Source organism: Methanosarcina sp. 2.H.T.1A.6 (assembly GCF_000979455.1).
In the GTDB taxonomy this organism is placed as follows: Archaea; Halobacteriota; Methanosarcinia; order Methanosarcinales; family Methanosarcinaceae; genus Methanosarcina.
Map to the genome: position 1 here is coordinate 1 of NZ_JJOY01000044.1, position 12,591 is coordinate 12,591.

Annotated in this window: 9 protein-coding genes and 3 pseudogenes; 5 read left to right on the forward strand and 7 right to left on the reverse strand. The window is 42.1% G+C overall.

Going from position 1 to position 12,591, the window contains the following annotated elements; genetic code table 11:
• Nucleotides 1-139 precede the first annotated feature (139 nt).
• A pseudogene (locus tag EO98_RS12660) lies at nucleotides 140-964 on the reverse strand (IS1634 family transposase); the annotation flags it as partial.
• 152 nt (nucleotides 965-1,116) lie between these two features.
• On the opposite strand from EO98_RS12660, the pseudogene EO98_RS12665 reads away from it, so the two are divergent.
• Nucleotides 1,117-1,462: pseudogene (locus EO98_RS12665) on the forward strand (transposase); the annotation flags it as partial.
• 133 nt (nucleotides 1,463-1,595) lie between these two features.
• Here the strand turns inward: EO98_RS12665 and EO98_RS12670 are convergent.
• A pseudogene (locus tag EO98_RS12670) lies at nucleotides 1,596-1,925 on the reverse strand (transposase); the annotation flags it as partial.
• Between the two features lie 549 nt (nucleotides 1,926-2,474).
• On the opposite strand from EO98_RS12670, the gene EO98_RS12675 reads away from it, so the two are divergent.
• From EO98_RS12675 to EO98_RS12685, 3 genes are all read left to right on the forward strand, one after another.
• Nucleotides 2,475-3,113: a TetR/AcrR family transcriptional regulator gene (locus EO98_RS12675; RefSeq protein WP_048139012.1), complete on the forward strand. Its 639-nt coding sequence runs from the start codon at nucleotides 2,475-2,477 to the stop codon at nucleotides 3,111-3,113.
• Nucleotides 3,114-3,717: 604 nt separating this feature from the next.
• Nucleotides 3,718-3,894, forward strand: a complete 177-nt coding sequence (locus EO98_RS12680) for a 4Fe-4S binding protein (protein ID WP_048139011.1) — start codon at nucleotides 3,718-3,720, stop codon at nucleotides 3,892-3,894.
• On the forward strand, nucleotides 3,891-5,120 hold the full coding sequence (locus EO98_RS12685) for a digeranylgeranylglycerophospholipid reductase (RefSeq protein ID WP_048139010.1): 1,230 nt from the start codon (nucleotides 3,891-3,893) through the stop codon (nucleotides 5,118-5,120). The genes EO98_RS12680 and EO98_RS12685 overlap by 4 nt, the downstream gene beginning before the upstream one ends.
• Before the next feature lie 123 nt (nucleotides 5,121-5,243).
• Here the strand turns inward: EO98_RS12685 and EO98_RS12690 are convergent, their stop codons facing one another.
• The 4 genes from EO98_RS12690 to trkA (EO98_RS12705) all read right to left on the reverse strand — a co-directional run bounded on the left by EO98_RS12690 (nucleotide 5,244) and on the right by trkA (EO98_RS12705) (nucleotide 10,770).
• The gene (locus EO98_RS12690; protein WP_048139008.1) at nucleotides 5,244-6,674 is read right to left on the reverse strand and encodes a TrkH family potassium uptake protein; all 1,431 of its coding nucleotides are present in this window, start codon (nucleotides 6,672-6,674) and stop codon (nucleotides 5,244-5,246) included.
• 442 nt (nucleotides 6,675-7,116) lie between these two features.
• Entirely contained in the window at nucleotides 7,117-8,463 is a 1,347-nt protein-coding gene (trkA, locus tag EO98_RS12695; protein ID WP_048139006.1) for a Trk system potassium transporter TrkA, read from the reverse strand.
• 449 nt (nucleotides 8,464-8,912) lie between these two features.
• Nucleotides 8,913-9,194: a potassium transporter TrkG gene (locus EO98_RS19210; RefSeq protein WP_235283516.1), complete on the reverse strand. Its 282-nt coding sequence runs from the start codon at nucleotides 9,192-9,194 to the stop codon at nucleotides 8,913-8,915.
• Between the two features lie 229 nt (nucleotides 9,195-9,423).
• Complete coding sequence (gene trkA / locus EO98_RS12705) at nucleotides 9,424-10,770, reverse strand: Trk system potassium transporter TrkA (protein ID WP_048139003.1); 1,347 nt, start codon at nucleotides 10,768-10,770, stop codon at nucleotides 9,424-9,426.
• A 51-nt stretch (nucleotides 10,771-10,821) separates the two neighbouring features.
• On the opposite strand from trkA (EO98_RS12705), the gene EO98_RS12710 reads away from it, so the two are divergent.
• Nucleotides 10,822-11,058 (forward strand): hypothetical protein, encoded by a 237-nt coding sequence (locus tag EO98_RS12710; protein ID WP_048139001.1) that lies wholly within the window; start codon nucleotides 10,822-10,824, stop codon nucleotides 11,056-11,058.
• 286 nt (nucleotides 11,059-11,344) lie between these two features.
• Here EO98_RS12710 and dnaJ read toward each other — a convergent pair whose 3' ends face one another.
• Nucleotides 11,345-12,514 (reverse strand): molecular chaperone DnaJ, encoded by a 1,170-nt coding sequence (dnaJ, locus tag EO98_RS12715; RefSeq protein ID WP_048138999.1) that lies wholly within the window; start codon nucleotides 12,512-12,514, stop codon nucleotides 11,345-11,347.
• Nucleotides 12,515-12,591: the final 77 nt, after the last annotated feature.

Sequence of the window (12,591 nt, forward strand, 5' to 3'; positions counted from 1 at the left end):
GTAAACAGAGAAAGGTTTAGAGAAGAATGGTTTTAATGAGAATGAGACATGAAAAACACTATTGGTAGATGGAAATAAGTTCTTAACCGATGACCAATGCATATAAATCTAATATCCTGCATTCGGCAGGTTAACGTAATTAGAGATATATATTTTCATATTTTTCTCCCATGAGACTCAATATCTTCCAGTGAATATCCTCCATATTCAATATTTCTGACTCTATTTCTCCTTCATTCTGAGTATTAAGTTCTGTAATTCCCTGAAAAGTGAAAAATATCCATCTCGTTGTAGTTCTTTTTGTTGGTTTCCCCTTTTGATCTGGAACCGTTTCATTTTCTTCTTCTAATTTTGTCCTTAATTTCCATTCTGCAATTGAATAAATCATTAAGTAGAGAACCATTATCATAGTCAGTGCTTCAATTCTTGTTTTATTCTTGAGGTAAACTTACGATATGCTAAAGGTATCACTTTTCAAGAACCTGAATCCTTTTTCCACGTTATCTTGCCCTTTGTAATACTTCAGCATATCTTCAGGAGAAAGACTGATATCATTACTTGCAAGAATGAAAAATCCCATTTTCTCAATTTCTTTCAAAACAAAAGCATCATTAACCTTTATGCTGCCATCAATCCTGTAATAAGTCTTTAATTCCTCATATTTTGAAGGTTTACCTCTTTTACCCGATTCACGTTTCTTAATGGCTTTCAAATCAACTTTTTCAAACACAATCGAAGGGAATTCTTTAATCCATTTCTCTGCAGCTTTTAATGCATCCTCTTCGCAGAAGAAGTCCTCTCCGTTCAGCTTTTTAAAAGCCTTGTCTGCTTTTTCAACCTCTTTGTCAAGCTTTGTCCTGAGAGTTTGCTCTTTCTTCTCTTTCATCTTGTGAGAAAGCAGCAAAACCCACTTTTGTTTGATTCCGCCATATTCCACAAAGGTTTGATAAAATGAGTATCTTTCGGACACAATTCCATAATCCAGTGATTTCTCTTATTGTTTTAGTTTGAGCAGAAGTTAACAACTCAAAAATGAAATTGATAAATCATATTATTAACGGTTACCGGGGAAGTTTTCCATCCCCGCAGCAAGCTAGCGGGGTATTCGACTGAAATAAATGTGAATTCAGCAGAAGTTGTACTAAAAGAATGGATGGAATTAGACATTTAAAAATAGTTGAATTTTCAAAAGACAGAAAGCAATTAGCCGATAAAATGAAGACCGAAGAAGCTAAAAAAATATATGGGCAAAGAAAGATGGTCGTAGAACCTGCAATTGGAAATTATAAAGAGAATTTAGGGTTTAGAGAATTTTTAACTAGAGGATTGAAATCAGTCAGAAATGAATTTAATTTAGTGTGTACTGCAGTTAACTTAAGGAAAATATGGATTTACTCAAATAAAAATAAGATCAGTGGAAGGAAAAATAGTAATAAATGGAACTTTTCACTTTAAGAGTTGAGTAATAAGGAATAGAAATCAAATCTCATAAAAAGTTCCAATCTGCCAAAAGTTCCAATTTACTAGCAGACGATTTTATTTCATTACTATCAGTAATTGTCGGACAGCCTGTTTAGGGTGGGGTGGCCGCACGCAATTTGATTCAATGCAAGTTGTGCAATGACTTCAGAATCTATTTTATCTGTTTTTTTATGTGTAAATGCCTTCATATCTCTGGCATTTCCAACTATGACAGGCAAATGATCTATCAATGCCTCATAAATCGGAACCCAGAAATCACTTGCTGATTCACATGCAACAACATCACATTTTTCTGATGTTACCCAATTTTTAAGGTTTAAAATTCCAACGTCGTCTCTGGAGAAACGTTGTTGCTGTTTTTCACCTGATCTGCTGAGGATAGTAGCAATAACAAAACGTTTGTGAATGTCTAAACCACAAGATTTGTTTAATTCCCCTTCCAATTTACATTACTCCATCATTTCCAGGACAGTAGAATTGCCTCAAAGGCAATTTGGCATCCGTGATCTAAGTCACATCTGAGCCTTCGATGGCAATTCAATGGTTAGTTTTTTGACGGTTTCTCAGAACCAAAGTAAAAACAACCTTCCTGTCCAAGGTAATGATGGAGTTAATATTCAAAAAAGGTAAGGAAAAAGGACTTTCATTATTTGGGCATGTTATTCGAAGAATATCATGTGCGTTTTTTGACTTATATCTTTTTTCTTTGTAAAACCGCTCTCCTATTCGTTTAATTTACCCCTAAGTTAGTCTGCTTGAGCGAAGCGAAACAGACTTCATGCTCCCGAAGCGAAACTCGGGAAGCGAAACTCGGGAAGCGAAACTCGGGTGGTGCATCCAAAAATTTTAAATAGATAGTATTCACAGTATGCTATGAATAAAAAACCATATAATTCAGTGACATGTTTAGTTTTTGATTCTTGAACAGATAAATTCAAATTTGCCTGAATTTAGCAAAATCCAGGAAGGCTGTTCACAAAATAGGTGAGCCTGTGAGATCTTTTACAGATGAAGAAAGAGAAATCATAAAACGAAAAATAATTGACCGAGGGAAAGACTGTTTTGCCAGATACGGAATTAAGAAAACAGGCATTGAGGACCTTACCGAGGGTTTGGGAATTGCAAAGAGTTCTTTTTATTCATTTTTTAACAGCAAAGAAGATCTCTTTCTGCAGATATTTAAAGAAGAGCAGGAAGCTTTAAAGGATAGTATACTTGAAAATTCCTTCCTGAAGTATAGGACGGAACCCGATAAAGCTATCAGGGCTTATCTCAGGCATGTGTTGCAGATAGTAGATAACCACCCGATCTGGAGAAAAATTTTCATTGAAAACGAGCACCTTGAACTGACAATTTCCCGGTTTTCCGAGGAAGAAATACAAAATATTCATAGAGATAACGTGGCAATAATTCTGCCTTTTTTTGAAGAGTGGGCGGAAAATGGGCTTCTTATCGATAAACCTGCCAGAATTCTTGCAGAAACTACTCAAGCGGTCCTTTTCCTTATACACTTCAAAAAAGAAATTATAGATAATGATTTCTCAGAAATTATGGACCTCTTAATAGACCTGCTGGCAAACAACATCGTAAAAAAAGGAGATCGAGCTCCAGGCAGGAGTTTGAGGGATTAAAAGCCTCCGATTAAAAAATAGACAAATAAATAAATAAATAAATAAATAAATAAATAAATAAATAAAACTCTTCGTGCAAGGTCAAAAATAAAATTTAGGGAGATAACTATAAATAATTTTATACTAAAGCGATCGCATCAAATGGTGCTTTCTGAACAGAGTTCATATATGAAAAAGTGTGCCATGGGCAACATAAGAAAAAAACACAAAAAAAGTAACTGAAAGAGAAGTATATACTGAGCGCGTCGGCACGGTAGCCAATAACTTTAAAGTAGATAAATACAATAATGAGGAAACTGATTCAAAAAATAAATTATATTTAAAGGATAAACCTGAATTCGAACGTTACCTGTCTCAAAAAGAAACTCAAGTAATAAAGAATAGACATTAAGAGCCGAAAAAAGATTAATTAACAGAATATAATTTTCGGAAGCATTGTAATCAAAAAAGAGATATTCAGGAATTCAGGAATTATATTAAAGTCATTAGTTTAAATGATGTAGAATTTATATTGGCGAGCCTTTGATTCACGCCATATATTTGCAAGAGACGACATCTACTGGTTAAATATCATGATTTACCTTTAAAAGTTACAGGTGAGCTGGTGAGCATCAACATAAACAGATATAAATGTGGATACTGTGGGGCCTGTGTAGGAGTTTGCCCTAAGGGAGCACTCGAACTTGTAGAAACCTGGATTGAAGTAGATGAAAGTATCTGTATCGTATGCGGGATATGTGATCGTATCTGTCCTGTGGGAGCAATCGAGGTAAAGAAATGAAGGCCACATATGATGTTCTGGTGATCGGAGCCGGTCCTGCAGGTTCCATTGCTGCAAAAACAGCAGCTGAAAAAGGGCTTGATGTACTGTTAATTGAAAAACGTCAGGAAATAGGTGATCCTGTACGCTGTGCCGAGGGTGTGAACAAAGAGTATCTTAAAAAACATGTGGAGATCGACAAGCAGTGGATATGCGCTGACCTTAAAGGCTCCTGCATTCACTCCCCTGACGGTACCAGGATAGAGATGGCTGAGGAAATCTCCGGAGGAGAAGTCGGCTACGTACTTGAGAGAAAGGTCTTTGACCGCGCCCTTGCGGACCTGGCTACAAAAGCCGGGGCTGAAGTCAGGGTAAAGACAAGAGCTACAGGGCTTATCATTGAAGACAACTTCGTAAAAGGAGCCAGACTCATGCATCTCGGGAAAGAGTATGAGGTGCGTGCCAAAATAGTAATAGGAGCTGACGGAGTCGAATCGAAGGTAGGCAGGTGGGCAGGGATCGACACAGCCCTGAAACCTGTAGATATCGAGACCTGTGCCCAGTACCTGATAGCAGGTGCAGACATAGACCAGGAATACTGCGAATTTTATGTAGGAAACGACATTGCACCCGGCGGCTATGTCTGGATCTTCCCTAAAGGGGAAGGCAAAGCCAACGTGGGAGTCGGACTTCTCGGGAGCAAGACAGGAAAATTCAAGCCCAGACCTGTCGATTACCTCAATAATTTTGTGGAGAAAAAGTTCCCCAATGCCAGTATCGTAGAAATGGTCTTCGGAGGAGTCCCGGTATCCGGCAGCATCGAGAAGACTTCAACTAACGGGTTGATGATTATAGGAGACGCCGCACGCCAGTCAGACCCGATCACAGGTGGAGGGATCCTCAACGCCATGGACGCAGGTAAGATGGCTGGAGAAGCTGCTTACACAGCCATATCCGCAGGAGATGTCTCACTGGGAAAGCTTGAAGAGGTCTATGAGAAAAGGTGGAGAGCCACGATAGGGCACGATATCGATATGAGCCTCATCGTAAAGAACTGCTTTATCAACCTTAACGACGAGGACCTTGACTCTCTTGCCCATTCGTTAAAAGACGTAAAATTCGAGAGAATGAGCCTCCTTGACCTGCTGCAGGCTCTCTTCAAAGCCAATAAAAAACTGCTCTGGGACCTTCGCGTGCTTTTCAAGGATGCAGCAAAAGAAGTGATAAAGAATAAAAATAATGCCTGAAAATCAGGCATTTTTTATTCTGCATTTTTTATTCTATTTTAGACTTTTTTCAGTGGATTTTTTCTACAAACATCGTTTTTTTAAAACTTTGCTTTTTCTAGGTTTATTAGATTTTTTTAAAAATCACTTGTTCCAGAACTCCGGCGTAAAGAGCACGATTACGGTGTATACTTCAAGCCTTCCAATCCACATGTTTGCTATCAGGATTAATTTCCCGAGAGGGGGGATCGGATCAAAAGTGCCCATCGGCCCTACCACATTCAGGCCCGGACCGATGTTCCCGAGAGTGGCTATGGAAGCAGTAACTGAAGTTATGATATCCATACCCAGGACCGAGAGGATAAGGGCGCTTGAGATAAAAATCAGGAGATAGATCACTACAAAGGAGAAAATAGAGTTTATAACCTCATCTGGTACGTTTTTATTGTTGAATTTTAAACTTCTTATGGCTCTCGGATGAAGGGACTTGAAAAGTTCCACTCTCCCATGCCTGAGGAGCATGAGGATACGCACAACCTTTATACCACCGCCTGTAGAGCCAGCACAACCGCCAATGAACATAACAAGGAGAAGAACCATCTTTCCCGATTCGGACCAGAGGTTAAAGTCCGTTGTGGCAAACCCGGTAGTTGTCATGATGGAAACTACCTGAAAGATCGAAAGCCTGAAAGAGTCAAAAAGACCTGTACCAAGGTCGCGATATAGAAGAAGAGTCAAAAGCCCGGTTGCTGCAAGGGTGAGGGCTGTATAGAAGCGGAATTCATCGTCTTTAAGAAGGAAGTCCTTGTCAACATAAATTGCCCTGTAATGAAGAGCAAAGTTTGCACCTGCGACGAACATGAAGAAAGTTATTATGAATTCGACCAGAGGGCTTCCAAAAGCTTCAACGCTCATCCCATAAGGCGAGAAACCTCCGCAAGCCATTGTGGTAAACGTATGAGTAACTGCATCGTATAGTGAAAGACCTGCAAGCAGGAGAGCAACAACCTGCACGAATGAAATTACAAAGTAGACCATCCACAGGATCTTTGCAGTTTCCCTTATTCTTGGTTTTAGCTTATCTTCCGTTGGACCCGGGGCTTCAGCCCGGAAAAGCTGGCGACCGGCAACTCCGAGTTTTGGCAGGATAGCAATGAAGAGCACAATAATGCCCATACCGCCCAGCCACTGCATCATACACCGCCAGAAGAGAATGCCTTTAGGATGGCTTTCTATATCAGTAAGGATTGTCGAACCTGTGGTGGTAAAGGCCGACATGGATTCAAAAAGGGAATTAAGGGGAGAAATCCCGTCCAGCATGAAAGGAATTGCCCCGAAAACTGCAGCAGCAAGCCAGCCCAGAGCAACAATTGCAAAGCCTTCTTTGCGCATCCAGTCTTCATCGGTTTTGTAGGAAAGCAGGATTAAGCCGGTAAGGACGGTTATCACTATAGAAACAAGAAAAGGCGTCAGGCTTTCCCCGTAATAGTATGCTACTCCGAGAGGAACAACCATTAGCATCCCGAGAAGCCGAAGTAAACCGCCAAGCACATAAAAAACAATCTTAAAATTCATGCATATCCTCTGTTTTTGCAGCTTATGACTCTTTTAATGTATTCATATTTATTGAACGAAGCGTAAAAACCCCAGGTTTAGCCTGTGGAATATAAGCAATAACTTCTACAATACTCGTTTCGTTATCTTTTTACTTGATATACATCGAAACCAATATAATACTAAGCAATGGTTACGAGAACCGGGTAGCCAATGCAATCTCTGTTCACCTTCAGGCTCACCAGGTCATGGGAAATACACCATTTCTAGCTTGAAACTATATAAAGCCGAAACAAGCGACGGAGCGGGACATAGTAGGGCAGGAACTGCCTGAATTAACGCCTTTGGAGACTTCGGAAGGTAGTCTATGAATTAGGAAACCCGTTAAATCTTTGATTTAGTGGGAAGTTCACTGCTTACGAGAATGAAGGGAGAAAGCTCCTATGCTTTAGCCAGGAGTAGTTCACCTAAACAACTTCTCAACATGCGGGACAGCGGAAGAAAGAGCAAAAACGATGACTCTATCCCCTTCCCGGACGATAAACTCCCCTTTGGGGATAACGACATCATCATTGTGGACCACCATGGTGATGATCGCACCTTTTGGAAACTTGACCTTGTTGAGCGGTTTTCCGACGATTTTTGACTGCCCTGATGCCGTATATTCGATAATTTCGGCTTTTTCTCCCTCAAGAGTTGCAAGAGCTTCTATGCCTTTTCCCATAGTAAGTTTGAGGACTTCGTTTACGGTTGCTGCTCTTGGGCTTACTGCAATGTCGATTCCCACCATCTCGAAAAGAGGCACATAGTCTGAGCGGTCAGCTCTTGCAATCACTTTTTTGGCACCCATTTGCTTTGCAAGAAGGGCACATAGAAGGTTCTTTTCGTCGCTGTCCGTAACTGCAATAACAACATCCATGTCCTCGATACTTTCTTCCCTGAGGAGGCTGACATCAGTGCCGTCCCCATTGAGTATAAGAGCATTTTCCAGCACCTCGGCCACTTCTATGCAGCGGCTTTTCCGGTACTCAATAACCTTGAGATCCGCGTTTTCATCCTTATCGATAATCTTGGCAAGGTAGAAACCCACAATTCCGCAGCCAATCAGGAGAATTCTGTTTCTGTGGGGCACTTCGTTCCCGAAAACGCTCTCGAGATCTTCCATGGCTCTGGGCTTGCCAATGATCACCATGTGATCATTTTTTTTGATTATATCGTCCCCACGAGGGATGATTATTTCGTTTTCCCGGAAAATCGCACTGACAATGCAGCAGTCTTCAAGCTTGAGGTCCTGCATATACTTCCCTACATACCTGTTGTCAGGACGGATAGCAAATTCCATCATCTGAACTTTACCTCCGGCAAACATTTCCGCATCTATTGCAGAAGGGTTTGAAAGCACCTCGGCAACCTCTGAGGCGAGTGCGAGTTCAGGACAGATCATAACGTCCACACCCACCTGAGCTCTGGAAGTAACAGGTACATCTATGTAGTCAGGGTTGCTAACTCTGGCAATAGTCTTTGTTTCTCTCCAGCCGATATGGGATTTTAGGATCAGCTTTGCGGTCATACAGGCGACGATATTAACTTCATCGACCCCGGTAACAGCAACGAGAATATCCGCATCAGGAAGAATACTTGCAAGAACATCTGCGTTTGCGCCGTTCCCTTCCACGACCTGAACATCCAGCTCATCCGCCCGTCTCAGGGCGTCCTCATCGTTCTCGATAACAACCACATCGTGTGTGAGGGAAAGAAACTTTGCGATATGATATCCAACTTCACCTGCGCCGATTACCACTGCTTTCATAAGATTCCCTCGAAGAAAAGACTGTTTCCAAATAGATTATCCTGCTTGCTTAAGTAGTCTTTGGAAAAAAGAAAACGTAAATGGGCGGATTTCTGAGAAATAGTTAGTATAATGAACGTCCTCTCCCTAACCCCCTCGCCTGAAGGCTCAAAGATTTGAGGAAGGGAACTTCCCGCTTTAGAGTAAAAACTTATGATACATGGGAAAAAACAGAAGCCAGAAAAAATATAGAGGCAACTGTTTTTGAGCCTGTGAAAACCTCAGCTCAGGAGTGCCAGAAATCACTTGTAAAGAGTACCAGTATGGTGTATAGTTCAAGCCTGTAGACCCACATATTGTTTATCAGGATAATAAAGGGACATTCCTGCAAGCAGTAGAGCCACAACCACCATAGCAGAGATAAGGACGTAAAGTGCCCACAGGATCTTTGCCGTATTTTTTTCTCGGTTTCAGCTTATCTTCGGTAGGGCCCGGAAAAGCTGGCGCCCGGCAACCCCTGGTTTTGGCAGGATAGCAATGAAGAGCACGATAATTCCCATGCCTCCAGGCCACTGAGTAAAAGACCGCCAGAAAAGAAGACTCATTGAATAACTCTCTATATCGACAAGAATTGTTGAACCCGTTGAAGTAAAACCTGACATTGTTTCAAACACGGCATCAAGAAAAGAGACTCCCTCGAAAAGAAAGGGAATCCCTCCAAAAATAGCTGCTGTAAACCAGCTCAGGGCCACAATGGCAAGAGCTTCTTTCTGCTACCAATCAGCGTTTTCTCTAATGCGCGTCAGAAGCAAGCCCACAAGAAAGGTTACGAGAATAGAGCTAAGAAATGGCTCCAGGGGTTCCCTAATAAAGAGCCACAAAAAAGGGAACAAACGTCGTTAAAGCCAGAAGTACCAGAATTTTTCCCAGTGCGTTAAAAACAGCTTTATAATTCATGGAAAAACTCCGATCTCGTAAAACTTACCGAAATATTTTTTCCACTTCAGAAACAGCAGAAGCCATGGAAAAAATAACTACACGGTCTCCGTTGTTGATAACGAAATCCCCTCTTGGAATGATGGTCTCTTTTCCGCGTACTACCATGTTGATAAGAGCTCCTTTAGGGAACTTTACTTTGCTTAAAGGCTTGCCGACAATTCTGCACTTCTCGGAAGCCGTATATTCTATGATTTCGGCTTTTTCGCCTTCGATAGTTGTGAGCGTCTGTATGCCTTTGCCCATGGTAAGTTTGAGGACCTCATTTACGGTTGCTTCCCTGGGACTTACGGCCATGTCTATGCCGACCATTTCAAAAAGAGGCAGGTAGTCCGAGCGATCAGCCCTTGCAATTACCTTCTTTGCCCCGAGCTGCTTTGCGAGCAGGGCACAGAGAAGGTTCTTCTCATCACTGTCCGTAACCGCAACAACAACATCCATATCCTCAATATTCTCTTCCCTGAGAAGGCTGACGTCAGTCCCGTCTCCGTTGAGCACAAGGGCGTTTTCAAGCATCTCAGCCACTTCTATGCAGCGGCTCTTCCTGTGCTCAATAATCCTCAGATCAATATTTTCTTCTTTGTCGATCAGTTTTGCCAGATAGATGCCCACAATTCCGCAGCCAATAAGGAGAATTCGGGTTCTGTGAGGCACCTGGCTCCCGAAAACATTTTCAAGGTCATCCATGGCTTCTGGCTTGCCCACAACTACCATGTGGTCGTTTGCCTTGATTAAATCGTCTCCATGAGGAATTATTATTTCACTATCCCGGAAAACCGCACTGACGATGCAGCAGTCAGCAAGCTGAAGGTCCTGCATATGCTTTCCCACAAGTTTGCTTTCCGGATTTATTGCAAACTCAGTCATCTTTACTTTTCCCTCGGCAAACATTTCCGCGTCTATGGCAGAGGGGCTTGAGAGCACATCAGCAATTTCCGATGCGAGTGAAAGTTCAGGGCAGATCATAAGGTCAACGCCAACCTGAGACCTTGACGTAACTGGTGAATCTATGTAATCAGGATTGCTAACCCTTGCTATGGTCTTTACATCCTTCCAGCCGGATTTGCTCTTTGTAATCAACTTGGTGGTCATGCAGGCAACGATGTTGACCTCATCAACGCCTGTAACAGCCACGAGAAGGTCAGCATTCTGCAGGACTTTTGAAAGAATGTCAGCGTTTGCGCCGTTTCCTTCAATTACGAGCACGTCAAGTTCATCTACTCTTCTTGACGCGTCCTCATCTTTCTCTATAATTACCACATCATTTTTAGGAGAGAGGGCTTTTGCAATATGATAGCCTACTTCCCCTGCACCAATAATTACAGCCTTCATAGAACACCTTCAAAAAAAACTGTTTTTAATGAATCTACCACTGAAGAAATTATGGAACCCGAAGCAATGAGCATAGGGCGGATTAAAATAAAAGTAATTAAGGCGAAAGTAGTCAAAGTAAAAATAACCGAAGTGAAGGTAGTCGAAGTGACGGTAGTCGAAGTGACGGTAGTCGAAGTGACGGTAATCGAAGTGACGGTAGTCAAAGTAAAAGTGATCAAAGCTAAAATAATCATAAAAAAGATACCAGGCATAATATTGAAGTGTAAAATGCTGCCCGATACATGATCAGTTGTAGAAAAATTAATCAGCGTGTTTATCATCTCTGGAAATTAAAAGTTTTGCAAACCAGAATTTCTCAAACCAATGCTTTTGCGAATGAAATATGATTCCTAGCCATAGAATTAAACGGGTATATATAAATGTTTTTAAGCTGCCGATATAGAAAAGAATCTAAACAAAAACGAATTATATAAAGAAAATTATTGATCGAAACAGAGATTTTAAAAGAAAAAGAAAAAGAGATAATTAAAAATACCTGAAAAAATTGAAAATTGAGCCAGAAGCTTAATTCTCAACCCTCTAAGACATCTTTTACCTTGTCAAAAAATCCCTTATTCTTGCTGGACTTCTCGCCTTTTTGCTTCTCAGCTTTACTCTTTTCCCCTCCTTCGGGCTTCTTTCCATTGCTCAGATATTCGAACTGGCGAAGAAGCTCTTTTTGTTCCTGAGTAAGTTTTGTGGGAGTCTTGATTATTACTCTTACGAGCTGATCTCCTTTACCGTGCCCTTGCAGGTGCTGTATGCCCTTGTCCTTGAGCCTGAAGACCGAATGGGTCTGAGTTCCGGCCGGGATGTTCATTTTGACCTTGCCGTAGAGGGTATCAACCATGACGTCCGCTCCGAGTGCAGCCTGGGTGAATGGTATTGACAGTTCGGAGATTACATCGTAATCGACCCGCTTGAAATACCTGTGTTCCATCACATGGAGGATAACATAAAGGTCTCCGGAAGGCGCCCCTGGTTCTCCTGCATCCCCTTCTCCGCTGAGCCTGAGGGTCATGCCGGAGTCTGCTCCTGCAGGTACGTTAACTGTTATTGTTCTCCTGCTCCGGACTCTGCCTGCACCGCTGCAGACGGAACATGGCGACTCAATAATCTGGCCTCTGCCGTGACAGGTACTGCAGGTGGTTGTGCTCACGAACTGCATCCCTAAAGTTGAACGGGTAGTACGAACCTGCCCTGTGCCGCCGCAGGTAGGGCAGCGCTTTGCGCTTGTGCCCTCTTTTGCACCTGTTCCTGAGCAGGTAGAACACCTTTCTGTCCTTGGAATATCAATGTCTTTACGGACCCCAAAAGCAGCTTCCTCGAAGGTTATATAGAGGTCGTACTGAAGATCTGAACCTCTCCTTGGCCCCATAGGACCTCCTCTTCTGCCGCCTCCGAAAAACATTTCAAAAATGTCTCCGAACCCGCTAAAGTCAGCGCCCCGGAAAATATCCTCTGCACTATATTGGCCATCAATTCCAGCATGCCCAAAGCGGTCATACTGAGCCCGTTTTTCAGTGTCTGAAAGAATGGCGTAAGCCTCGGATATTTCCTTGAATTTTTCCTCAGCCCCTGCTTCCTTGTTCCTGTCAGGATGATATTGCAGTGCAAGCTTTCGATACGTCTTCTTTATATCTTCGACTGGGGCGTCTTTAGATACTCCGAGAATTTCATAATAATCACGTGTTGTAGCCATCAGGATTCCCTGTTGTTTTAAAAAAGGATAAAAGTCCGGAACCTGCAGGCAGGTTTCCGGTCATGCCTGAGAATAAT